Here is a 22,092-nt window from a genome sequence, read left to right as displayed (position 1 = left end):
CTGGGCAAAATATGCCGACGCCTTGCGCAGGATCTCATTGGCTTGGCGAAGCTCGCGGTTCTCGCGTTCCAGTTCCTTCATCTTCGCGGCGATGTCGCTTGGCAGACCTGCCCGCTTCCCGGTATTGATCTCGGCCTTCTTCACCCAATCCAGCAGCGTATGTGCTGAGCAGCCGATCTTGGCCGAGATCGACTGGCAGGCAGTCCAGCGGGAAGAATGATCAGCCTCGTGATCCATCACCAACCGCACCGCGCGCTCGCGCACCTCAGGGGAAAACTTGTTTGTCGTTTTGCTCGTCATGGCTCCATCCTATTTGGAAGTTGGAGCCTCCGGCAAACCCGGCGCGGTTCAGATCTTCAATGAGCGCGGGGTCTGCACGGCGATCGCGGCTGTCGATGCCCGTATGCGCGAAAGCGTGGTTCTCCTGCCGACCGGCGCCGACTATCTGGGAACGGCACCCCGCGACGAGGTGTCCTCGCAGGCCGATCGCGGCTCGAACCCGAACGTGCTGACCAAGGATGTGGGCACTTCGGTGCTGGGCCAGGGATGCGCGGCGCAGAGCTGCCTGGTCGATGTCCGGCCTGCCAAAAGCGCCTAGGCACGGTGTGTCCAAGGGGACGCATGGTGCTCCAGCCTGACAGGCTGAATTCCTCATCGCCCGCCGGTCATGGCGTCTGCCCCGAGAGTTGCTTGGGGCAGCCTTGTAGCCTGTCTCCATAAAACGCCCTACCGATCGGAAGCATCCGATATTGCGCACAATACGTATGCAATCCCGGTCGCGTTGCAGTGACGATAATTGCGCGGCTTTCCAAAAAGATTTGCTCCTCTCCAGGAGGGAAGGCAGCTTATGCATGGAGTTGCGGGCTTTTCGACTCAATTGTGAAACGTGACCGTGAATCTTTTCGGAGTCGCTTGACAGGCGACGGGTTACAGTTATTACATGCAATCTGCATATAGAGGAGGTGGCGCCCTGCGCCATAGCGAATTTTCCATGAAGGCTCTTTCTGACGTTACGGTTCTCGACTTCACGCATATGCTGTCGGGGCCATATGGTACGATGCTGCTGGCCGATCTGGGCGCGCGCACCATCAAGATCGAGCCGATAGGCGAGGGCGAAGGCACCCGCCGGCTGCTCGCGCAGGACCCCGCCGTCTCGGTCGACGGCATGGGCGCCTATTTCCTGACGCTCAACCGCAATAAGGAAAGCGTCAGCGTCAATCTGAAGGATCCGCAAGGGCTCGCCGTCGTGCGTGATCTCGTCAAGCACGCGGATGTCGTGTTCGAGAATTTCAGCCCCGGCGTCATGGATCGTCTCGGCCTTGGCTATGAGGAGCTTTCCGCGATCAATCCCGGCATCATTTCATGCTCGGTCAGCGGCTTCGGTCATGAAGGCCCGCATTCGAACAGGCCCGCTTTCGACATGGTCGCGCAGGCTATGGGCGGCGGAATGTCGATCACCGGCGAGCCGGGCGGCAAGGCGCTGCGCGCCGGCATTCCGATCGGCGATCTGGGGGGCGGCGTGTTCGGTGCGCTGGCTGTGCTCGCCGCGCTTCGCGCCCGCGATCGCACGGGCGTCGGCCAGCGGCTCGACATCTCCATGCTGGACGTACAGATCAGCCTGCTCAACTACATGGCCACCATGTATTTCCTTTCCGGAAAAGCCCCGGCGGCGGAAGGCAACGGGCACTTCGTCCATGTTCCCTACGACACGTTCCGCACGACGACGAGAGGCATCGTCATCGCCGTGATAACGGACGGCTTCTGGCATGCGCTTGTGGAATTGCTTGGCATCGAGGCGCTGCGCGCGCCGGAATTCGACAGGCAGCCCGGACGTCTGGCAAAGCGCGACTACATCAATGGCCTCGTACAGGAAGCCATGGAGCAGGAAAGCTGCGAGGTGTGGCTCGAGCGGCTTCAGGCGATGCGCATACCGTGCGCGCCCGTCAACGACTTCGAGCACGCGCTTTCGGACCCGCAGATTCTGGCGCGCGGCATGGTGGCCGAAGTGCCGTTGCTCAACGGCCGCACCGTTCGCATGCCGGGGAACCCGATCAAGATGTCGGCATTCCCCGACAGCTACACCTCTCCGCCCACGGTCGGGCTGCACACGGACGAGATCCTCGGCGGCATGCTCGGCATGTCGGCAGAACACATCGCGGCGCTGCGCGAGAAGGGCGCGATCGGGTAGTTGCATGAGCGAGCGCGTTTTCATCAACGAGGTCGGCTTGCGCGACGGGTTGCAGAACCAGCCCAGGCATGTGCCGCTTGACGGCAAGACACGCATCTTCGCCGCCTTGCAACAGGCCGGGATCGCGCAGTTCGAGGCAACCAGCTTCGTGAGCCCCAAGGCCGTGCCGCAGCTTGCCGACGCAGCGGACCTCATGGCCGCGATCGGCACAGCCGATGTCGAGCTTTCGGCGCTGGTCCCGAACCTTCGCGGTTACGAGCGGGCGCGCGACGCCGGCGTTCGCAAGGTAGCCGTCGTTCTGGCGACGACGGAAACGATGAACCGGCGCAACATCAACATGTCCGTCGCGCAGGCGCTCGAAGCCTGCGTGTCGGTGATCAGCGCCGCGAAGGCGGACGGGATCGGCGTGCGCGCCTATGTTGCAACCGCCTTTGCCTGTCCCTTCGAGGGGCAGGTGAACGAGGATGTGGTCTACGATCTTTCGGCCCGCATGCTGGATGCGGGCGCGGACGAGATAGCTCTGGCCGATACGATCGGCGCCGGTCATCCCGAACAGGCAAAGCGCCTGTTCGCCGGAGCGGTCTCGCGCTTTGGCGCGCAGCGTCTGGCCGCCCATCTTCACGATACGAGAGGCATGGGCCTCGTTCTCGCCTGGATTGCGCTCGAAGCAGGCATTCGCCGTTTCGATGCGTCGATCGGCGGGCTGGGAGGATGTCCCTTCGCGCCCGGCGCGACGGGCAATCTGGCGACGGAAGACCTCGTCTTCGCCCTCAATGAGGGCGGATATTCGACCGGCATCGACATGGGCAAGCTCGTCGAGGCGGTCGGGGTGGTCGAAGAAATTCTTGAGACCCGTCAGGGCGGCAAGATCATCCCATGGTGGCGATGCAGGCGGGACACCGCCACGCAAGCGGCTTCGCGCCCCTGAGGCTGTGCAGGAAAAGAATTACGCAAAAAACGAAAATCAGAGGGTGCAAGCAATGAATCAGACAGTTCTTCGCCGTAAATTCCAAAGTCTCGCCAGCACGGCTATTGTCGGGGCCATGCTGCTTGGCGGCGCCATGCCCGCCCTTTCCCAGGAGCTGGGCAGGGTGGTGATCGCGCAGCACATCGACATCGACACGCTCGACGGTTCGCAAAATGTGACGACGCATCACCGCTATGTCTTCCGCCACATCTACGATCCGCTCATCACGCTCGATCAGAATGGCGACGTGCAGCCGGCACTGGCCGAGAGCTGGGAGAACATCGACCCGGTCACCTGGCGCTTTCACCTGCGCGAAGGCGTGAAGTTCCAGAACGGAGAGCCCCTGACGGCGGAAGCGGTCGCACTTGCGGTCGAGAAGTCGCGCGATCCGGCCGCCCAGTCGCGCAGCACCATGGCGCTGTTCAGCGACGTCAAGGTCGTGGACGATCACACGGTGGACATCGTCACCCGCGTGCCGGCAGCCAACGCGCTGTTGCAGATCGCGGACTTCATCTATCCGCTGCCTCCGAAATATTACGAGGAGGTGGGCGGTTCGGACTTTGCGCTCAAGCCCGTCGGAACGGGCGCCTACAAGGTCAAGGAATGGCGTCGCGGGGACCGCATCATCCTCGAAGCCAATCCCGACTGGTGGGCCGGAACGCCGAAGGCGACCGAAGTCGTCTTCTGGGCTATTCCGGAGGCTTCGACCCGCGTTGCGGCCGTGCTCAACGGTGAGGCCGATGTCGCTTCCCAGGTTCCGCCGATCCAGGTCACCCGCTTCGAAGGAACCGAAGAGGCGCGGGTCGGAACGTCCGATGCCGGCGTGCAGCCGATCTGGGGCGGCATGATCAACGACCGTGAGCCGTTCGACGATCTGCGCGTGCGCCAGGCCGTCAACCATGCCATCAACAAGCAGGCCATCGTTGACCGCCTTCTGCGCGGGTATGGCCGCGTGATGAACCAGCCCTGCTCGGCGGCAACGATCTGCTACGTCGAGGGACTGCCCGATTTCAAATACGACCCCGAAAAGGCCAAGGCCCTGCTGGCCGAGGCAGGCGTCGAAAACCTGTCGGTCACGCTCGACGCGCCGATCGGCATCGTTCCGCAGGCGGCCGAAATCACCGAGGTGGTGGCCGGCAATCTGCGCGCCGTCGGCATCGAGGTGACCACCCGCGTGGAGGAATGGCCCGTATTTTCCAAGCGTCTGTTCGATGTTGCCAACCGGCAGGCCGAACTCGGTGACATGTTCCTCATGTACTACAAGGGCGGCCCGACGGGTGAGGGCACGATCCGCAACATCACCGAATCCACGAATGACTGGAACTGGACGCACTTCGCCGACGCGAAGATCGACGAGAACTGGAAAAAGGCTCTGGCGGATTTCGATCCCGAAACCCGCAAGGCGACGATGCAGGAAATCTCGAAAATACATCACGAGCAGGCTCCCTGGTTCTATCTCTATGAGCCGCTTTCGATCTGGGGCATCTCCAATCGCATCGAATGGCAGCCGCGCAATGACGACTTCATCTTCGTCGAAGACATGGAAGTCCGCTAGCCGGACGCCGTGACCTGATCGGTACAGGAGAACCAGGATGTTGCGATATCTGTCCGTTCGCATTTTCAGTTCGGCGATCGTCATTTTCGGCGTGGTCAGCATCATATTCGTGCTGGCCCGTCTGGTCGGCGATCCCGTATTGCTCATGGTGGAGCCCGGTACCACACAGCAGGACATGGCCGAGATGCGCACCGCGCTCGGCCTTGACCGCCCCATCCTGGAACAATATGCCAGCTTCGTGGTTGGCGCGTTCCATGGTGATTTCGGCGATTCCGTGCGCCAGTCCACCCCGGCATTCGACCTCGTGATGGACCGCTTGCCGGCGACGCTCCTTCTCACCGCATCCGCCCTTGGCTTTGCGGTGGTCGGAGCCCTCATTCTGGGCATTCTTTCCGCGCTCTATCGCGGCAGCATCATCGACAGGCTGGCGAATGCGCTGGCCCTGTTCGGCCAGTCCATTCCGAATTTCTGGCTCGCCATGATGCTGATCCTGTTTCTTTCGAGCACCATGCGGCTGCTGCCCTCCGCAGGCTATGGCACGGTGCAGCATCTGATCATGCCCACGCTGGCGCTCGGCCTGTTCTCTCTGGCGCGCCTTACCCGGCTCGTCCGCTCCGAACTGCTCGAAACCCTGTCTCAGGACTATGTCCGGACGGCGCGCGCGAAAGGTGTCGGACCCGTCGCGATCGTGGTGCGCCATGCGCTCGGAAACGTCGCCATCCCGATGATCACCTTGATCGCGGTGGATTTCGGCGCCCTCATGGGCGGGGCGGTCGTCACCGAGACCGTTTTTGCCTGGCCAGGTGTCGGCCGCCTCATGATCCAGGCGATCGGCCAGCGCGATTTTCCCGTCATTCAGGCGGGAGCCTTCGTCATCGCAACGCTGGTCGTCGTCACCAGCCTCATCACCGACCTTGCCTATGCGCTCGTGAACCCGAAGATCCGCTATGCATGATACGACAACAAAGGTGGCCGGGCACATGACAGCGGCCGATCTGGAGCCGGCCCCGCGCCAGAGCCCGTGGGTCGTGCGTCATCTCGCGCATCTGCTCGCGGGAGCGTTCCTGACGGTTGCGATCCTGTCCGCGCTCCTTGCCCGCTGGCTCGTGCCCTACGATCCCCTGATGACCGATGTCCTGTCCAATCTGCTGCCGCCCGGAACGAGTTTCGACGGCCAGCCGGCTTATGTGCTGGGCACCGACATGCTGGGGCGGGACGTTTTGAGCGGCATCATTTACGGTTCGCGCATCTCGCTGATCGTGGGTTTCGCCACGGTTGTCGGCGCAGGCGTGGTGGGAACCGCGATCGGGATCATTTCCGGCTATCACAAGGGCTGGCTCGATGAAGTCCTGATGCGGCTGGTGGACATCCAGCTTGCGTTCCCCTTCATCCTTCTGGCCATCCTCATGATGTACGTGCTGGGGCAGGGGCTCTTCAACGTCATCCTGGTGCTGATCATCACGACGTGGCCGATCTATGCCAGAGTGGCGAGGGCCGAGGCGCTTCGTCTGTCGACGAGCGAATACGTCACCGCGGCCAGAGCGCTCGGCGCCGGCACGCCGCGCATTCTTCTGCGCCACATTCTGCCCAATGCGATGACGCCGCTGATCGTCGTGGCGGCCTTCTCGGTCCCCCAGATGATCATCTATGAGGCGGCGCTCAGCTTCCTCGGCGTCGGCCTGCCCTCGTCGGAACTGTCCTGGGGCACCATGCTTGCGACAGGGCGCGATTACCTCACGCAGGCGTGGTGGATCGCAACCTTCCCCGGCATCGCGATCGTCTGCACGATCCTGTCGATCAACGTGCTGAGCGAAGCGCTGCGCCAGAACCTCGACCCCAATCTCCGCAACCAGTAGACGTGAGCAGCGACATGAATATCGCCGTAAAATCCCACACTTCCGATGCGCCTCCCGTCGATCCGATCAAGGTGGAGCTGGTCCGGGGCGCACTGACCTCCACCCAGTTCGAGATGGGCATGCTGCTGGAACGCACGGCCATGTCGCCAATCATCCGCGAGAAGCAGGATTATTTCTGCGGCCTCTTCGACCGCGAGGGACGGCTTCTGATCGGCACTATGATGCCGCTGGGCGGCAGCATCGTGCCCCCCATCCTCGACGTCTTTGCCCGCGAGGACATGCGCGAAGGCGACGTCTACTGGTACAATGACTGCTATGCCTCCCAGGGGTCGGTTTCCCATTCCCCGGACGAGGTGTTCGTCAAGCCGGTTTTCCTTGACGGAGAACTGGTGGGCTACACCTTCGCGTGGGCGCATTTCCTCGACATCGGCGGCGCGCATCCGGGCTCGACCACGCCCGGCGCGACCAATCTGTTCCAGGAAGGCATCATCATCCCTCCGGTGCGGCTCTATCGCGAAGGACAGCTCAACGAAGACATGTTCCGCATCTTCATCCGCAATTCGAGATTCCCGGAGGTGACGGAGGGCGATACCCGCGCGTTGCTGGCTGCCATCAATCTCGGCGAACGGCGGATGATCGAAATGCTGGAGCGCTTCGGCGTGGACGAGACCGAGCGCGCATTCGACGTTCTCATCGAAAAGACGGCGCGCGTCGTCGATGAAAGGATGCGCGAAACGTTCCCCACCGGCAGCTACTCCTTCGCCGACCGGATCGACAGCGACGGCCATGGCCGCGAGAACATTACCGTGCGTGTGACGCTCGAAGCGACGCCGGAAGGCTTTGTCTTCGACGCCACGGCCAGCGACGACCAGACCACCGGCCCAATCAACTTTCTCGTACATCCCACCGTTCCCAGCATGATCTTCGGCCTTTTCATGACCGCCGACAGGCAGGACCTTCTGGTCAATGAGGGCATGCTCAACGCGATCGCGCAGGTGAAGCTGAGGGAGGGTTCGGTTCTCCAGCCCCGCTTCCCGGCAGCGCTCGGCCAGCGCGCAATGACGCTCTCACGGCTTCAAAGCGCGTGTTTCGGTCTGATCAACAGCGCGACGCCGGCCAATGCACATGCGTCGAGTTCGGCCTATTCCATTGCCAAGCTCGGCAATGCTCCCGATGCCGCCAAGCAGTTCCTGAAGACGATGGGCTTCGGCGTCGGCCATGGCGCGCGGCCCTATGCCGACGGCATCGATGCGGTCTACTACATCGCGCAGAAGAACTATCCCGTCGAATTTGCCGAGCAGAACTATCCGTTGCGTGTGCGGCGCTACGGCATTCACATGGATTCCGGAGGCCCTGGCCTGCGGCGCGGCGGGTGCGGCGTCGTGCGCGACATCGAAGTGCTCGCGGACGAGGTGGAAATCGCGCTCCGCATGTCGAACGTCGTCAACCCGCCCTACGGCGTCGTTGGCGGCATGAGCGGCCGGCCCGGCGGTTTCATCCTCAATCCCGGCAGGCCCGATGAGAAAGTGCTGCCGGCGCTGAGCGAGGCCCTGATCCTGAAGCGCGGCGAAGTGCTTCGCACGCAGACGCCCGGTGGCGGCGGGTTCGGCCATCCCTTCGACAGGGATCCCGAACTGGTTCTCAAGGATGTTCTCGGGCGCTTCGTCGGTGTCGAGCAGGCACTGCGCGATTACGGCGTCGAAATCGACATCGAGCGGCGCTCCATCGACCTCGCGGCCACGCAGGCATATCGCGACGCCCACCGCTGGGAGACGAAACTCATCCACCGGGGCGAATATTTCGAAAGCGGCGAGTGGTACCTCGCTTTGGCTAACTGAAGGACGGATTTTGTCATGCCTGTAGCAAAAGTATCCGACATCAACATGTATTACGAGGTTCTGGGAGACGGACCTCCGGTCGTATTGCTGAGCGGCTGGTCGCTTGCCGACCGCGCCTTCGGCAAGCTCGTGCCGCATCTGAAGGATCACTTCACGTGCATCCGGGTGGATCACCGCAATATGGGCCGCTCCGACGCGCCCGAGGGTCCGGCAAGCATCGAGCAGATGTCCGACGACGTGGCGGGCCTTCTCGATCATCTCGGCCACGACACGGCGCAAATCTTCGGCGCCGGCGGTATGGGCGCCCTCATCGCGATGGAGTTCGCGATCCGCCATGGCGCTCGGACCAGATCGCTCCATTTGGGCTCCCCCTCGCTCAAGGTCGACAATTTCCTCGCCGAGATGATGGAAGTCTGGCGGCAGTTGCGCCACCTCGACGTCCGGCTCTGGGCGCGCGAGGTCACCTTGTGGTGCTTCACGCCGGGCACCTACGAGCGCAATCGCGAACTGCCCGCTCATGCTTTCGAGGCGCGGGCCGGCGAGAACACTTTCCCTTCTCCCAATTCCTACGATCGCATCGTCGATGCCTATGTGAAGTACGACGCGACCGATCGCGCTGCGCAGATCACTGCGCCGACGCTGATAACGACGGCCGGCATCGAAGATATGATCACCGGGCCGCGCTTCGCAAAGGCGGTGCACGACACGATCGCGGGGTCGCGTCTGCATGTATTTGAAGGGACATCCCACGGCTACGGTGCGGAGGCCGAGGCGGAGTTCTCGAAGCTGGCCGTCGAATGGCTGATGTTGCATCGCTGAGTCAGGAGCCGGTTATGGTTCAGCCGCAAACCAAAGTAATGGATGAGACAGCGCCTCCTCAGGCATCGCGCGAAGGCGCGGTGCTGGAGGTCAAGGGCCTGCGCACGGTTTTCCGGCAACGGGGCGTCGACGTGTCGGTCGTCAACGACGTGAATTTCGACATTCGCGCTGGCGAAACCGTTGCTCTTGTCGGAGAGAGCGGCAGCGGCAAGAGCGTGAGCGCCCTTTCGGTGATGCGTCTGGTTCCCTCGCCCAAGGGAAGGATAGCAGGCGGGCAGGTTCTTCTCGACGGAGAAGACCTGTTGCGCCTCGACGAACCTGCCATGCGCGGGATTCGCGGCAAGACCATCGGAATGGTTTTTCAGGAACCGATGACCTCCCTCAACCCGATCCATACGATCGGGCGCCAGCTCGGCGAGGGTCTTCGCATCCATCTTGGCCTGACCGGCAAGGCCGCGCGTGAGCGCAGCATCGAGCTGCTCGACAGTGTCGGCATTCCAAGACCGGCCGAGCGCCTTCATGCCTATCCGCATCAGCTTTCGGGCGGCATGTGCCAGCGTGTGATGATCGCGATCGCGCTGAGCTGCGAGCCGCGCATTCTGCTGGCCGACGAACCCACGACCGCGCTCGACGTGACCACGCAGGCGCAGATACTGGAGCTGATGGACGCCAGAGCGCGGGCCCTCGGAACGGCGACATTGCTCATCACGCACGATCTCGGCATCGTCGCGCGCTATGCCAGCCGGGTGAATGTGATGTATGCGGGCCGCATCGTGGAGCAGGGCGAAGCCCGCCAGCTCTACGACAATCCCAGACATCCCTATACGCGCGGACTTCTGGAATCCGTGCCGCGTCTCGACCGGCCCCGCCGGCAGGAATTGCCTGCGATCGAGGGGCTGCCGCCAAGCCCCGGTTCGCTGCCGCAGGGCTGCCCCTTCCAGCCGCGCTGCCCCTTCAGGCAGGAGATATGCGGCCAGCCGCAAGCCTTGCGCGAAATAAGCCCCGGCCGCCGCGTTGCCTGCATTCGCGCTGACGAGCTGTCTCCATTCGATGGGGCGGCATGATGAACGATAGCAACCAGCCTCTGCTCAGGGTCGTCAACCTGAAGAAGCATTTTCCCGGCCCGCGCGGCAGGTTCGGCGCGCACTCGGCGGCGGTGAAAGCGGTCGATGGCGTCGATCTCGAACTCAGGCGCGGCGAGACCCTGGCGCTTGTCGGCGAAAGCGGCTCGGGCAAGAGCACGCTGGGTCGCGCCATCCTGCAACTGGAGCGGCCAAGCTCCGGCCAGGTGCTTTTCGACGGCGTCGATCTGGTGGGCGTGCCTGACAAGGGAATGCGCCGCTACCGCCGCCGCATGCAGATGGTCTTTCAGGACCCTCACGCTTCGCTGAATCCGCGCATGTCGGTTTTCGACATCATCTCGGAGCCGCTCGTCATTCACGGCCTGTGCGGGTCACGCACGGAACGGAAGCGGCGCGTTGCCGAACTGCTCGATATGGTCAGCCTGCCCTCGAGCGCCGGCGATCGCTATCCGCGCGAGTTTTCCGGCGGGCAGCGACAGCGCATCGGGATCGCGCGAGCGCTCGCCGTTCGTCCGGAGATGATCGTCGCCGATGAGGCCGTATCGGCTCTCGACGTCTCGATTCAGGCTCAGATCATCAACCTCCTGAATGCCGTCCAGAAGGAGCTGAACCTTGCCCATCTGTTCATCGCCCACGATTTGTCGGTGGTGCATCACATCGCCGACCGGGTCGCGGTGATGTATCTGGGCAAGGTGGTCGAGATCGGCACCGGCGAAGCGATCTTCAAGGATCCGCGCCATCCCTATACGCGCCTTTTGTTGCAGGCCGCTCCCATTCCCGATCCGCGGATCGAGGCCGAAAGGCGGGCAGCGGCACCCACAGGCCGCGGTGACTGGCGTTCCAGCTACACGGCCGAAATGGCCGCCGCGCCGCTCTTCGAGGTTGCGCCCGGACATCTCGTGCAGGCGCTGCCGGAGGTGGTCGCGCAAGCCAAACCGTACGGGGCCCGGCCATGATCGCGACAACCGGGATCGGGCGTGCGGACGGCATCATGGTCCATCTCACTGATTTGCTCGCATGTGTGCGGCGCCAGGTGACCGCGCCTGGCTGCAACATGCTCTAGAACGAAAGCCTGAGGCATGAATCAACACGTAAAATCAGCCAGCAAGAACGGCGCCAGCTATTCAGTGGCCATCGATACGGGCGGCACGTTCACCGACGTTACGCTCGTTGACCGCGACACCGGCAGGACATGGACCGCCAAGACATCGTCGACGCCGCAGGATCCCTCGATCGGCTTCATCAACGGCATCAGCGAGATTCTCGAAAGCGCGGGCGTAGAGCCATCGAAGGTGAGCCATGTCTTTCATGGCACCACCGTTGCGACCAATGCGATCCTCGAAATGCGGGGCGCCCGTTCGGCGATGATCACCACGGACGGTTTCCGTCATGTGCTGGAAATCGGCCGCCACGACATTCCACGCTCCGCCAACATGTATTCATGGGTGAAGCCGGCGCGCCCGATACGCCCGGAAGATATCTATGAGGTGCGCGAGCGCCTGGACGCCTCGGGCGCCGTGGTCGACGAACTCGTCGAGGCTGACGTCGTGGAAGCCGTGCGCCGCATTCGCGAGCAGGCCATCGAGTCCATCGGCGTGTGCTATGTCCACGCCTATGCCAACTCTGCCCACGAGATCCGCACCCGCGAGATCATTCTGCGCGAATATCCAGAGGCGATGGTGTCGCTCTCCTCGGAGGTGCTGCCCACGTTCCGCGAATATGAGCGCAGTATGGTCACCGCGCTCAACGCCTATGTGATGCCGCTGATCGCCAGCTATGTTTCGCGTCTGGAAGGTCGTCTGGCCGAAAAGGGACTGTCGGCCCCCTTGTTGCTGATGAAGTCCAGCGGCGGCGTCACCGGCGTCGAGACCGTCAGGCGCGAGCCCGCGCACACCGCGCTTTCAGGCCCAGCCGCCGGCATTGTCGGGGCCGAGATGGTTGGCGAGCTGGCGGGCGAGCCGCGCCTCATCACGCTCGACATCGGCGGAACCTCGGCAGACATCTGCCTGATCAATGGCGGCCGGCCCGACCTGACCACCAATGGCGCGGTCGGCGAATGGCCGCTCAGCCTGCCGATGCTGGACATCCACACGATCGGCGCGGGCGGCGGCTCGATCGCACGCACCTCCGATGGCGTACTGACGGTCGGACCGCAGAGCGCGGGGGCGGCACCCGGTCCCGTCTGCTACGGGCGGGGCGGCACCGAGCCCACCGTGACGGACGCGCATGTCGTGCTGGGCCATCTGCCCCGGACCATCCTCGACGGAAAGCTCGATCTCGACGTCGATGGTGCGACGCGGGCATTGGAGACCAGCATCGCCCGCCCTCTCGGCATATCGGTCTTTGAAGCTGCTCGCGGCATCATCGACATCGCGAACAACAACATGATGGGCGCGATACGCGTCGTCTCGGTCGAACGAGGCTACGACCCGCGCGACTTTGCCCTCGTTCCTTTTGGCGGCGCGGGGCCGTTGCATGGATCGTTCATCGGGCGGCTTCTGTCGATGCGCTGCGTGCTGGTGCCGAAATTGCCCGGCGTCCTGTCGAGCGTGGGCCTGCTGATTTCGAACCTGCGCAATGAGTTCACGCGAAGCTGCCTGTTGAGAGGGCCCGACTACGATCTGGAAAGGCTCGCAGAGGGCTTCCGGGAACTGGACGAAGCCGCCGCTTCGTGGCTCACGGCCGAAAAGATTCCCGCCGAGAACCAGGACATACGCTGGGTGGTCTCCATGCGTTACAGGAACCAGGGCTTCGAGCTCGACGTGCCATGGACAGGCCGGCAGGTCAGCGGCGAGAGCCTTCAGCAGGCGATCACATCCTTCCATGCCCTGCATCGCAAACTCTATACGTTCGACCAGCCCGATACGCCTGTCGAGGTGGCGGGAATACGAGCGGAGGCCGTGGGCCAGCTCGGCCGGCCCGATCAGCCGCGTCTCGACGCTGGCATGCGGATCGAGGATGCTGTATCGCGTTCGCAGAAGACCTATTTCGACGGTGAATTGCTCGACTGCAAGATCTACAGCCGGCGGCTACTTGGCGCGGGGGCCAGGATAAGCGGCCCGGCAATCATAGAGCAGCTGGACGCGACGACGTTCATCCTGCCCGGGCAGGTTGCTACGACTGACCCCTTTGGAAATCTCGTGATCACGGAGGGCTGATATCGGCATCCTCCTTGGGCGAGAACAGCAGGCAGGAGAGACGAGCATGACGGTCGCGCGCAGAGGCAAGAGGCACAATGACGCGGCCGCCGAGACGGCGGTGGACCGGGTGTGCAACGTCGTCCGGGAGGGAATCCTTCAGGGACGCTGGACGGCGGGCGAACATCTGCGCGAAACCGCGCTCGCACAGGAGACGGGCTTCTCGCGCACGCCCGTGCGCGAGGCGCTGCAGAAACTCGCAGCCAGTGGCCTCGTCGAGTATCTTCCCAACCACGGTGCGCGGGTAGTCAGCTGGTCGCGGCAGTCGATCGACGAGATCTACGAGCTGCGGATGAAGCTGGAAGTCTATGCAGCGGAGCAGGCCGCAAGGCGCATGTCGACGGGCGACACCGATATCATGGAGCGCCTGTGTGACGAGATGGAACAGTCCTTCGCCAGCGCAGGCAGGGACCGCCTCAACACCATCAGCAAGGCCAATCGCGATTTTCACGATGTCATCGTGCGGGCGGCGGATGCCGGCAGGCTCGCGATAACCCTGCGCGGCCTTGTGGAGGTGCCGCTGGTGATGCGCACCTATCATCATTATGCGCGCGAGGACATGGTGCGCAGTTTCGCCCACCATCGCGAACTGGTCGCCGCCTTGCGCGCCCGCGAGAGCGAATGGGCAGGCAGCGTCATGACAAGTCACATCGTCGCCGCGCGCGTCGTGTTGCTGCGCAACTGACCACGGGCGAGCAGGCGAGGGCCTCCTGACCCTTCGCCTGCGACGCGACTCCCTTCGGGCTAGAGCGCCGTGCGTCTAATCGGACGCACAAAGGGGGTTTTGTTGCAACGGCTGATTTGAAGCGCAAAGGGGGCCGGTCCGAGGCCAATTATGCGGCAAGAATTGCGAACTGTTCGGCTAGGGACGGATTCGGATTGAAGGCGTATCTCGCCTGTCGCTTGCGCATCATGTGAACCATCTCGATGCCGGACAGGATGATCGCGGCTGATGCCTGTGATTTGAAGCCAAGCATTGGCCGGACGCGGCGCTTGATGCGCCGATGATCCTGTTCAATCCGATTATTCAGATACTTACTCTTGCGGATTTCGATCGGCTTCAGCCGGCGCCGAGAACGATCCTGCAAGCGATTTGTGGTGTCACAGGAAACGATAGCCTCGTGGTTGGTCTGGCTACCATCAATAACGACGCAGCCTGGCCGGCCATGCCGATTCAGCGCCTTTGTGAAGAACCATTTGGCCGACGGCAGGTCACGCTGCTCGCTGAACCAGAATTCGACCGTGTCGCCGACACTGTCGATGGCGCGGTATAGGTACATCCACTGGCCGCGGACCTTGATGTAAGTCTCGTCGATATGCCATCTGCCGGTCACGTTCCGCTTCCGTCGGTTGAAACGCTCCAGCAATAGCGGTGCGTAGCGGACGGTCCAGCGGTGAATGGTCGTGTGGTCAACGGCAATGCCTCGCTCGGCCATCATTTCTTCCAGGTCCCGCAGGCTCAGACTGTAGGCCAGGTACCAGCGCACGCAAAGCAGGATGACTGACTGGTCAAACTGGCGGCCCTTGAACATTCAATCCTCCGAAAGATCAGAAGCTCTCCTTGCCACAAAAACGGTATTCAAAACGTTGCAACACAACCTACCGAGGGAGCAATGCCGCCATGGACCGACACAATCCGATGAACGCCGCCCTTGGTCCCTACGATGGAGCGCTCGCGAGATCGAGGAAATGCTCTGACCTTGCCTCCATCGCTCCCGAAGCTCGGCCTTTTGAACCCACCCACCATAACGCGTTACTCGGCGATCAGTCCTTGAACCCACTTCCTCACGACATTTATTGGACTCAAATCCCAATGGTGCACTGGACCTGAAATATAATACCCATGGAAACGGATATTGGTATTCAGTATCTCAACGATATCGCCATCGGCGATGGCCCTGCGCGCAATCACTTCGTTGACGAGCGCCACGCCCTATCCAAACGTGGCCGCCTCCATCATGATATGCGTGTTCGGCATGTTGGGCCCGCGCATTGGGACCAGAGGCTCGGCGCCGGCCATCCGCAGCCATACGCCCCAAAGACCGTCCGCGTCGGCCGTGATGACCGGGAGTTCGAATAGATCCTCCACCACCTTGACCGACAGCCATTCCGGACGGAGCTTGGGGCTCACGGCCGGGAAGAGACGTGGCTGGGCCAGAAGTTCATAGTGCCAACGTGATGGCGAGAGGGCGAAAGCAGCCGCCACGGCGCCGAAATGAGCAACCAGCATTAGCCAAAATACCGAAACCAAACCAGACAACGCACATTAGCGCATGCCACAGCCCCGCAAGAGCCCAAAACGTCGGTAGTTAGACGTCCCATGTGCATCTTCTAAACCCACCTGTTACAAAACCATGCCAGGGAGGAAGGTGGAAATCGCCGGAAAGAACATGATCAGCGCGATCAGCACGAAAACGGCGATAACGAACGGCCATACATCCGCATCGATTACCCGAATGCCCGCGATGTTGGATGCAATGAAGGATTGTAGGCCTACTGGCGGGGTGATTGTGCCAACCATCAGAGTCATGATCACGAGTATTCCGTAATGCACTTCGTCGACGCCGTAGCTACGGGCGATCGGAGCGAACATCGGCACGAAGATCAGCAGCGCTGATGTCGCCTCGACGAAAAGGCCAACGATGAAGATGGTGGCGAGGGACAGTGCGATGAATGCTGTCGGGTCTGAAGCAATCGACTTGAGGAATATCTCAAGTTGGAAGCCAAAGCCTGTAACTGTCAGGGCGAAGCCGAATACCGCGCTGGAAGCGATGATATACATCGGCAGAGCAGTCGCTTCGACAGACTCGAGCAGCAAGCCCGGAATGTCGTTCAAATGCAGTTCGCGATAGACAAAAAGGCCGAGGAACAACCCGTAGACGCAAGCGAGCACGCCTGCTTCTGTCGGTGTGAACAGGCCGAAGCGAATTCCGCCCAAAATAAGGATCGGTGTAAGCAAGGCCGGTGTTGCGCGGAGGAGAAGTCCGCCTAAGTCCCGTCGATCGATCTTTGGGCTATTGGGATAGTTGCGGCGTATCGAGATCCAGGCCGCAATCGCCATCATTACCAAAGCCATCAGCAGGCCGGGAACGATACCGGAGAAGAACAGGGCACCGATAGAAACCGACGTTACCGAGCCGTAAATGATCATGATGATGGCAGGTGGTATGACCGAAGTGACGATCGATGCGGCGGATGTAACGCCGGCTGCGAAGTTGCGATCGTAACCTTCTGCAACCATACGCGGGATCAGCATTCTGCCTTGAGACGCAACGTCAGCGGTTGCTGATCCCGACATGCCGGCAAAGAAAACGCTGCCCAAAATATTCACTTGCGCGGTGCCTCCTCTGACGCCGCCGACGATGCAGCTTGCGACGTCGAGAAGACGCGATGTAACGCCTGCGCGGTTCATGACGATGGCCGCAAGGATGAAGAACGGCACGGCCATCAGCGTGTATGAATTTATGCTGGCTGTGAAGCGTTCTGCTACGATGACCAGAGGCATACCGGATGTGAGGAGATATATCGTTGCCGATAGTATCATCGAAGCTGCGACTGATACGCCGATCAGGAGCATAAATAGAAATATTGATATTAGGACCACGGCGTCCATCTTTTTCCTCCAGAAATTACACCGGTTTTATTTATTGATAAGCGTCCTTATTCTCGTCGCGATGCATAAAACTGAAAAGAAGAAGCATATAGGTATCGCAATATGTACTAGCGTCTGCGGTAGATCAGGAACTGTAAAGAATTTTGTTCCAATCTTGTTCATCATGACGATATATCCAGAATAGCATAGCGTCATTGCTGCTAACATGTCGCAAATATGCCTGAATATCGATACGTATTTTTTGAGTGATTTCCTGCCTATTCCGGAGAGAAGATCGATCTTGATGTTCGTGTCATTGTAATAGGCGCTGGCGATGCCGATTACAGTGATCCAGATGAACAGATAGCGGGAGATTTCTTCCGCCCACGCCTGAGGATTATTGAAGATATATCGAAGTACCACTTGGCCGAAGGTGAGGGCGATCGTCAGAGCCAGCGCGACGGCCCCGATTGCGTTGAGCGCACGCACACTGCGCCCGCTCAAAGCGTTGTTCTTGACCGATTGCGTCGGCTCCATAGTGGGATCACTTTCCGCCAGTCAGCATATCGATAAGCTGATCGGAGCCATCCTGTCGGTCAGTTACGATCTTCCAGACAGGAGCTACCGCCTTCTGCCACGGCTCGATGTTGTCGACGTCGTGGATCGCTACGCCGCTTTCGGCCAGCTTTTTATAAGCGGCTTCTTCGCCGGGAATGGCGATTTCCGCGTCCGCCCATATGCCGGTTTCCAGCGCTGCCTCGCGAACGAGTTGCTGGTCTTCGGGGGACAGTCTCTGGAGTGTCGTCTTGTTGGCGCTGAGTGACATGGCGCTGTACATATGACGGGTGCGTACGAGAGACTTCGTGACCTCGTTGAACTTCATGTCGATCGCGCTGGCAGCCGGGCTGTCGAGGCCGTCAGCAACGCCGGTTTGCATGGCAGTATATACTTCGCCCCAGGTGATTGGGGTCGGCCGCGCGCCAAGGCTCTCGAACATCGAAATCCAGATGAAGTTTTCAGGTGAACGCATCCTTAGGCCCGACATGGCTTCTACGGTCTTTGCGGGCTCGCCGATGAACAGCATGTCACGGAAACCCAGCCCGAAATAGGACAGGATTTCTACCTGGCTCCTGTCGCGAAGTTCGCTGCGGAGTCGATCGCCAAACTCCCCAGAAAAGGCCTCTCGGACATGGTCCCAGTCGCGGAAGATGAACGGAAGCGACGTGACAGCGACTGGCGGGTAGGCCGATTCCATCTGAGACACGGCCGTGACGGTCATGTCCAGTCCGCCCTGATTGAGAAGGTCGAATGCTTCGAGCTCCTGCCCCAGCTGAGCGCCAGGAAACACCCTGACAGTCACTCGGCCGCCGGTCTTCTCGCTGACGAGCTCGGCGAAGTGCTTGGCAGTCTTGTCGACGGCACCATCAACTGCGTGATGGTGCGAAAGCCTAAGCATTGTCTCGGCCATGGCGGAGGAGGCTGCGATCGCGAAGCACAGCGCCATACCCACAAGCGAAATTTTCCTCATTGTCATTCTCCTTCCCTATTGGATTTGCGTGGGAGCTCAGCCAGAAATCGGCCTGCCGATTACTGGCAGTTCCCGCGGGGCAAGCCCGAGGGAGAGGATGCGCGTGCCGCTGCCCGTGATTTCCACCAAGTCTTCCACGTGATACATTATGCCCTGCGAGTCGCTCGTAAGGGGCTCGACATTCAAGACCATTCCTTCCTCCAGGATGATCTCTTCGCCGGGCCGCAGCAGTGGCCTCTCGTGGATCTCGATGCCGAAGCTGTGCCCGATATGCGGCAGCAGGAACGGCAGACCACGTTCCAGCGTCTTCTTCTTGCAGAAGGTGAAGATTTCCTGTGCGGCGATGCCGGGCTTCATCATGCCGATGACCTCAGCCTGGATATCCACGAGCTTCGCATAGACGTCGCGCTGCTCGGCGGTCGGTGCGCCCGATGAATATGTGCGGGCGAAGTCGCTTGCCCACGCACCGTATGTGCCGCCAACGTCGAAACGGATGATTTCGCCTGGCTCGACCGGTCGTTCGGAGGGGTGGCCATGTGCTTGCTTGCCCGCGTCGCCGCAGGGGAATGAGATCCACGTGATCGTGTCGGCGCCGTGTTCTATGATCTGTGTCGCAATGCGGTTCGCGATAACGCGTTCGGTGTCCCCGGCAACGCTCGATTCCATCGCGGCAAGGACCGCTTGATGCGTCAATTTCGCATTGCGCTCAAGGACGGCGATCTCCTGTCGAGTTTTGACCGAGCGGATTGCCGCGAGCTGCGGGGAGGTGTCGATAAATGAAGCTCCGGGCAGAGCCTGAGTCAACGTTTGGAATGTTAAGGCGGGCAGGTAGTCGAAGTCGATGCCGATGCGGCCCTTCTCCAACCCGAGATCCCTGATCGTCGAAATCAGAATGTCCACCGGTTGCTGCACGAATTCCTCATAGGTACGCACATCGTCGATCCACGTAGCTTCCGTGATTTGCGGGCCATCAATGCCGCAAGCGATGACGACTGGCTCACCGGATGCCGGGAACACTACATATGCCTGACGTGCGCGAACGAAGCGCATCGTCAGCACGAAAACGCCGCTGGCATAGGTGAAGTTTTCAGGATTCATGGCGATGACGGCATCGATGCCCAATGAAGATGGCAGTGCCTTGAGCACATCCATTCGAGGTCGAGGTGCCAGATCAATATCACCAGACGCCATCATTATACTCTCTCCCTATGATCTATGTTAGCTCTGCACGTATTCGTTGATGCGCGATCGCAACGCGGGCGACATTATTCTGTCGGAGGCAGGTGTAAGTCGAAATCCCTGAAGGACGCCTAGCGGCCAAGGGTCGTCATCGCAATAAACTCTTGCTCATGCTACAATAAGTATACTGACTGTCAATCATGAATCTCCAGTGTGGCGCAAATCCTCCAAAGTCGCCTGCGGTCAGTTCTTGCGAGTTCAGCTTATTGGGTTGGGCAGTAGGTGTAACGAACTGATTGTTTATGTTAATATCTTTCTAAATCTGTTCGTGCGTAGTGGAGGCTGGAATGCTTAGGGGGAGATCATGATCCTCATGGTCGGCGCTTCGTTGAACGCATTCAGTAGGCCCGTTAGGATGCGAAACCCGTTTCGAAGGCCTTATTCAGTATACCTAATTCGCGTTGACGCAAGGGCGAACTGACATTTATAGTCGGGTGGTATGGCAAGTTTACCGGGCTGCGTGGTCGTGTCCCATCCGGATGCATCCAAAATATTGTAATGACGATATGGTTTACATCAGGAGCTAGGTGTTTAGGGTCCGGTCTCACTACAGCCACCAGATGAGGGCAACGGCGAGACTGATTGGCGGCCATGAAATTTTTGACGTTATGGTCGAAGCGGTTTTGCGATCCGTCGCCAGTCCTTGAGGCGACAGAACATGCGTTCGACAACGTTTCGTTGTTTGTGGATGGCTCGGTCGTAACCGTATTGGATTTTACGGTTCTTATGAGATGGAATGAATGGCTTGGTGCCACGTTCCATAAGCCACTCTCGTAGCCCCTGGCTATCATATCACTTGTCGGCAACGAGTTCTGCCGACGGTGGCATCGCCTCGATGCAAAGCTGCGTGATCTTGCAATCGTGTGCGTCCCGGGGTCAGGAGCAGGAGACAGGGGCGGCCCTTCTTGTCACAGATGGCATGGAGTTTGGTGTTTCGTCCGCCTTTCGTGCTATCGATGAACAGTCGGTCCGACGCTTCACCTGCCTCCGCCAGCTCACTGAAAATGTCTTCCTAGATGCCACGCTCGGCCCAGTGGACGAACCGATTCTAAAGAGTCTTCTTGGGTCCATAGACATCGGCGCAGTCGGCCCAACGTCCGCCGCAACGCCGGGCATAGACGATCCCGCTCAGCACACGACGATCACGCCCAACCGCTGAGACACCTCCGCGACCAGATAGCCGCGCTCGTTAACCTGCGCGACAGCATCGCGCTTGAACTCATCGGTGAAATGGCCAGACCGCATCACAACCTCCTTACCTCACATTTAGGGGAGAAGGCGTCCACAAATCTAGGGGCTTCTGTGGTTGCCGCCCCTTATGCAAGAAGTTTCTGAGCCATTAGGGGTGATCGAGTGCGGTCTCTGTCAGGCCTTCACATGCGGCACTTTCGAGGCCCCTGGCCGATATGGTGATCAGCGGATCAGGTCCAAATCTGTTCAGCGAGCTGAATGGCTCCTAGCCCCTAACCGGCTTTTCTGATCCAGATCGGTTCGATCATTTTGCCCATATGGGTCGTCGACTTCTCACACTTCCGTTACCGGAACCAATCTGCCTCGTGCTGCACTTCTGTCATGCAAACGCAGACTGTGCCGGATTTGTGATTTTTCGTGGAATGAGGACCCCGTTTGAGGGGTGATTTTCGTCCAAACGGGACCCCTTAACGAAGGGGTCATCAAGATACCTCCGGTTTCATCGGAGGCATTTGTTTTGGATGTTGATTGTGGAGACGATTGCAAAGAGAGCTGGCTCGGGAAATCTGCACAGCGGGGATAAGTGGAATTTCTGCCTGACTTCGGCATAGATGCCGTGAACAGGAGAGACCATGACAAGACGACCGCGCCGGAATCACAGCCCGGCTTTCAAGGCAAAGGTGGCGCTCGCCGCGATCCGAGGTGAGCAAACGCTGGTGGAGCTATCCCAACAGTATGAACCGCGCCGGGTTTGCCGGAGGCCGTTTGGTTTAAGTTATGCGGCCATGTCTGGGGCGTCCAGCATGGCGTAGTAGCGTTGTTCGGCCTCCGCTGGCGGAATGTTTCCGATGGTCTCCAGAAGCCGCCTGTTGTTGAACCAGTCCACCCATTCCAGGGTGGCGAATTCCACGGCTTCGAAGCCGCGCCATGGTCCTCTTCGATGGATGACCTCGGCCTTGTAGAGACCGTTGATCGTTTCGGCGAGCGCGTTGTCGTAACTGTCGCCCACGCTTCCTACGGAAGGCTCGATGCCTGCTTCC

Annotated in this window: 20 protein-coding genes and 1 pseudogene; 12 read left to right on the top strand and 9 right to left on the bottom strand. The window is 60.5% G+C overall.

The features are described from left to right. A partial coding sequence (locus BMZ42_RS16465; protein ID WP_139207862.1) for a transposase occupies nt 1-300 on the bottom strand: 300 nt, incomplete at its 3' end. Here BMZ42_RS16465 and BMZ42_RS16460 point away from each other — a divergent pair. From BMZ42_RS16460 to BMZ42_RS16405, 12 genes are all read left to right on the top strand, one after another. After that, on the top strand, nt 299-598 hold the full coding sequence (locus BMZ42_RS16460; RefSeq protein ID WP_091524691.1) for a molybdopterin dinucleotide binding domain-containing protein: 300 nt from the start codon (nt 299-301) through the stop codon (nt 596-598). The two genes, BMZ42_RS16465 and BMZ42_RS16460, sit on opposite strands and share 2 nt — an antisense overlap. A 393-nt stretch (nt 599-991) precedes the next feature. Beyond that, on the top strand, nt 992-2,188 hold the full coding sequence (locus BMZ42_RS16455; protein ID WP_091524688.1) for a CaiB/BaiF CoA transferase family protein: 1,197 nt from the start codon (nt 992-994) through the stop codon (nt 2,186-2,188). A gap of 4 nt (nt 2,189-2,192) precedes the next feature. Next, nucleotides 2,193-3,116 carry a hydroxymethylglutaryl-CoA lyase gene (locus BMZ42_RS16450; RefSeq protein ID WP_091524685.1) on the top strand — a complete coding sequence of 308 codons (924 nt, stop codon included), beginning with the start codon at nt 2,193-2,195 and terminating at the stop codon, nt 3,114-3,116. Between the two features lie 52 nt (nt 3,117-3,168). Continuing rightward, on the top strand, nt 3,169-4,710 hold the full coding sequence (locus tag BMZ42_RS16445; RefSeq protein ID WP_091524682.1) for an ABC transporter substrate-binding protein: 1,542 nt from the start codon (nt 3,169-3,171) through the stop codon (nt 4,708-4,710). A 37-nt stretch (nt 4,711-4,747) separates the two neighbouring features. Further along, nucleotides 4,748-5,665, top strand: coding sequence for an ABC transporter permease (locus BMZ42_RS16440; protein ID WP_091524681.1), 918 nt, complete (start codon nt 4,748-4,750; stop codon nt 5,663-5,665). Between the two features lie 25 nt (nt 5,666-5,690). After that, on the top strand, nt 5,691-6,566 hold the full coding sequence (locus BMZ42_RS16435) for an ABC transporter permease (RefSeq protein WP_091524696.1): 876 nt from the start codon (nt 5,691-5,693) through the stop codon (nt 6,564-6,566). 14 nt (nt 6,567-6,580) lie between these two features. Then, nucleotides 6,581-8,404 carry a hydantoinase B/oxoprolinase family protein gene (locus BMZ42_RS16430; protein WP_091524678.1) on the top strand — a complete coding sequence of 608 codons (1,824 nt, stop codon included), beginning with the start codon at nt 6,581-6,583 and terminating at the stop codon, nt 8,402-8,404. A 15-nt stretch (nt 8,405-8,419) separates the two neighbouring features. Next, complete coding sequence (locus BMZ42_RS16425; RefSeq protein WP_091524675.1) at nt 8,420-9,223, top strand: alpha/beta fold hydrolase; 804 nt, start codon at nt 8,420-8,422, stop codon at nt 9,221-9,223. Nucleotides 9,224-9,261: 38 nt separating this feature from the next. Next, nucleotides 9,262-10,287, top strand: a complete 1,026-nt coding sequence (locus BMZ42_RS16420; RefSeq protein ID WP_091524693.1) for an ABC transporter ATP-binding protein — start codon at nt 9,262-9,264, stop codon at nt 10,285-10,287. Then, a complete protein-coding gene (locus BMZ42_RS16415; protein WP_210185236.1) occupies nt 10,287-11,261 on the top strand; it encodes an ABC transporter ATP-binding protein in 975 nt (324 codons plus the stop codon). Before BMZ42_RS16420 ends, BMZ42_RS16415 begins: the two co-directional genes overlap by 1 nt. 123 nt (nt 11,262-11,384) lie before the next feature. Next, complete coding sequence (locus tag BMZ42_RS16410; RefSeq protein ID WP_091524671.1) at nt 11,385-13,463, top strand: hydantoinase/oxoprolinase family protein; 2,079 nt, start codon at nt 11,385-11,387, stop codon at nt 13,461-13,463. 46 nt (nt 13,464-13,509) lie between these two features. Continuing rightward, nucleotides 13,510-14,187 (top strand): GntR family transcriptional regulator, encoded by a 678-nt coding sequence (locus BMZ42_RS16405; RefSeq protein WP_091524669.1) that lies wholly within the window; start codon nt 13,510-13,512, stop codon nt 14,185-14,187. Between the two features lie 148 nt (nt 14,188-14,335). On the opposite strand, the gene BMZ42_RS16400 is transcribed toward BMZ42_RS16405, so the two are convergent. The 8 genes and pseudogenes from BMZ42_RS16400 to BMZ42_RS16360 form a co-directional block, all read right to left on the bottom strand. After that, complete coding sequence (locus BMZ42_RS16400) at nt 14,336-15,034, bottom strand: IS6 family transposase (RefSeq protein WP_091524667.1); 699 nt, start codon at nt 15,032-15,034, stop codon at nt 14,336-14,338. A 401-nt stretch (nt 15,035-15,435) separates the two neighbouring features. Beyond that, a complete protein-coding gene (locus tag BMZ42_RS18090; RefSeq protein ID WP_175556761.1) occupies nt 15,436-15,633 on the bottom strand; it encodes a type 2 periplasmic-binding domain-containing protein in 198 nt (65 codons plus the stop codon). 213 nt (nt 15,634-15,846) lie between these two features. Beyond that, nucleotides 15,847-17,115 carry a TRAP transporter large permease gene (locus tag BMZ42_RS16390; RefSeq protein WP_091524662.1) on the bottom strand — a complete coding sequence of 423 codons (1,269 nt, stop codon included), beginning with the start codon at nt 17,113-17,115 and terminating at the stop codon, nt 15,847-15,849. A gap of 27 nt (nt 17,116-17,142) precedes the next feature. Then, on the bottom strand, nt 17,143-17,631 hold the full coding sequence (locus BMZ42_RS16385) for a TRAP transporter small permease (RefSeq protein WP_091524659.1): 489 nt from the start codon (nt 17,629-17,631) through the stop codon (nt 17,143-17,145). Between the two features lie 7 nt (nt 17,632-17,638). Next, complete coding sequence (locus BMZ42_RS16380; RefSeq protein ID WP_175556760.1) at nt 17,639-18,622, bottom strand: TRAP transporter substrate-binding protein; 984 nt, start codon at nt 18,620-18,622, stop codon at nt 17,639-17,641. A gap of 36 nt (nt 18,623-18,658) precedes the next feature. After that, on the bottom strand, nt 18,659-19,774 hold the full coding sequence (locus tag BMZ42_RS16375) for a M24 family metallopeptidase (RefSeq protein ID WP_280139880.1): 1,116 nt from the start codon (nt 19,772-19,774) through the stop codon (nt 18,659-18,661). 1,230 nt (nt 19,775-21,004) lie between these two features. Beyond that, nucleotides 21,005-21,109, bottom strand: a pseudogene (locus BMZ42_RS17830) (transposase); the annotation flags it as partial. A 718-nt stretch (nt 21,110-21,827) separates the two neighbouring features. Further along, the coding region (locus tag BMZ42_RS16360) for an integrase core domain-containing protein (protein WP_139207925.1) at nt 21,828-22,092 on the bottom strand (265 nt) is incomplete at its 5' end.

Origin of the sequence: Aquamicrobium aerolatum DSM 21857 (genome assembly GCF_900113935.1) — a bacterium.
In the GTDB taxonomy this organism is placed as follows: Bacteria; Pseudomonadota; Alphaproteobacteria; order Rhizobiales; family Rhizobiaceae; genus Aerobium; species Aerobium aerolatum.
This window is presented reverse-complemented; position numbering and strand designations above follow the sequence as displayed.

Coding starts and splice junctions, on each gene's coding strand:
- BMZ42_RS16380 (WP_175556760.1), bottom strand. CDS start 18,622: ATGAGGAAAATTTCGCTTGTGGGTATGGCGCTGTGCTTCGCGATCGCA.
- BMZ42_RS16415 (WP_210185236.1), top strand. CDS start 10,287: ATGAACGATAGCAACCAGCCTCTGCTCAGGGTCGTCAACCTGAAGAAG.
- BMZ42_RS16375 (WP_280139880.1), bottom strand. CDS start 19,774: ATGGATGTGCTCAAGGCACTGCCATCTTCATTGGGCATCGATGCCGTC.
- BMZ42_RS16455 (WP_091524688.1), top strand. CDS start 992: ATGAAGGCTCTTTCTGACGTTACGGTTCTCGACTTCACGCATATGCTG.
- BMZ42_RS16410 (WP_091524671.1), top strand. CDS start 11,385: ATGAATCAACACGTAAAATCAGCCAGCAAGAACGGCGCCAGCTATTCA.
- BMZ42_RS16420 (WP_091524693.1), top strand. CDS start 9,262: ATGGATGAGACAGCGCCTCCTCAGGCATCGCGCGAAGGCGCGGTGCTG.
- BMZ42_RS16425 (WP_091524675.1), top strand. CDS start 8,420: ATGCCTGTAGCAAAAGTATCCGACATCAACATGTATTACGAGGTTCTG.
- BMZ42_RS16435 (WP_091524696.1), top strand. CDS start 5,691: ATGACAGCGGCCGATCTGGAGCCGGCCCCGCGCCAGAGCCCGTGGGTC.
- BMZ42_RS16445 (WP_091524682.1), top strand. CDS start 3,169: ATGAATCAGACAGTTCTTCGCCGTAAATTCCAAAGTCTCGCCAGCACG.
- BMZ42_RS16450 (WP_091524685.1), top strand. CDS start 2,193: ATGAGCGAGCGCGTTTTCATCAACGAGGTCGGCTTGCGCGACGGGTTG.
- BMZ42_RS16400 (WP_091524667.1), bottom strand. CDS start 15,034: ATGTTCAAGGGCCGCCAGTTTGACCAGTCAGTCATCCTGCTTTGCGTG.
- BMZ42_RS16390 (WP_091524662.1), bottom strand. CDS start 17,115: ATGGACGCCGTGGTCCTAATATCAATATTTCTATTTATGCTCCTGATC.
- BMZ42_RS16440 (WP_091524681.1), top strand. CDS start 4,748: ATGTTGCGATATCTGTCCGTTCGCATTTTCAGTTCGGCGATCGTCATT.
- BMZ42_RS16385 (WP_091524659.1), bottom strand. CDS start 17,631: ATGGAGCCGACGCAATCGGTCAAGAACAACGCTTTGAGCGGGCGCAGT.
- BMZ42_RS16405 (WP_091524669.1), top strand. CDS start 13,510: ATGACGGTCGCGCGCAGAGGCAAGAGGCACAATGACGCGGCCGCCGAG.
- BMZ42_RS16430 (WP_091524678.1), top strand. CDS start 6,581: ATGAATATCGCCGTAAAATCCCACACTTCCGATGCGCCTCCCGTCGAT.
- BMZ42_RS16460 (WP_091524691.1), top strand. CDS start 299: ATGGCTCCATCCTATTTGGAAGTTGGAGCCTCCGGCAAACCCGGCGCG.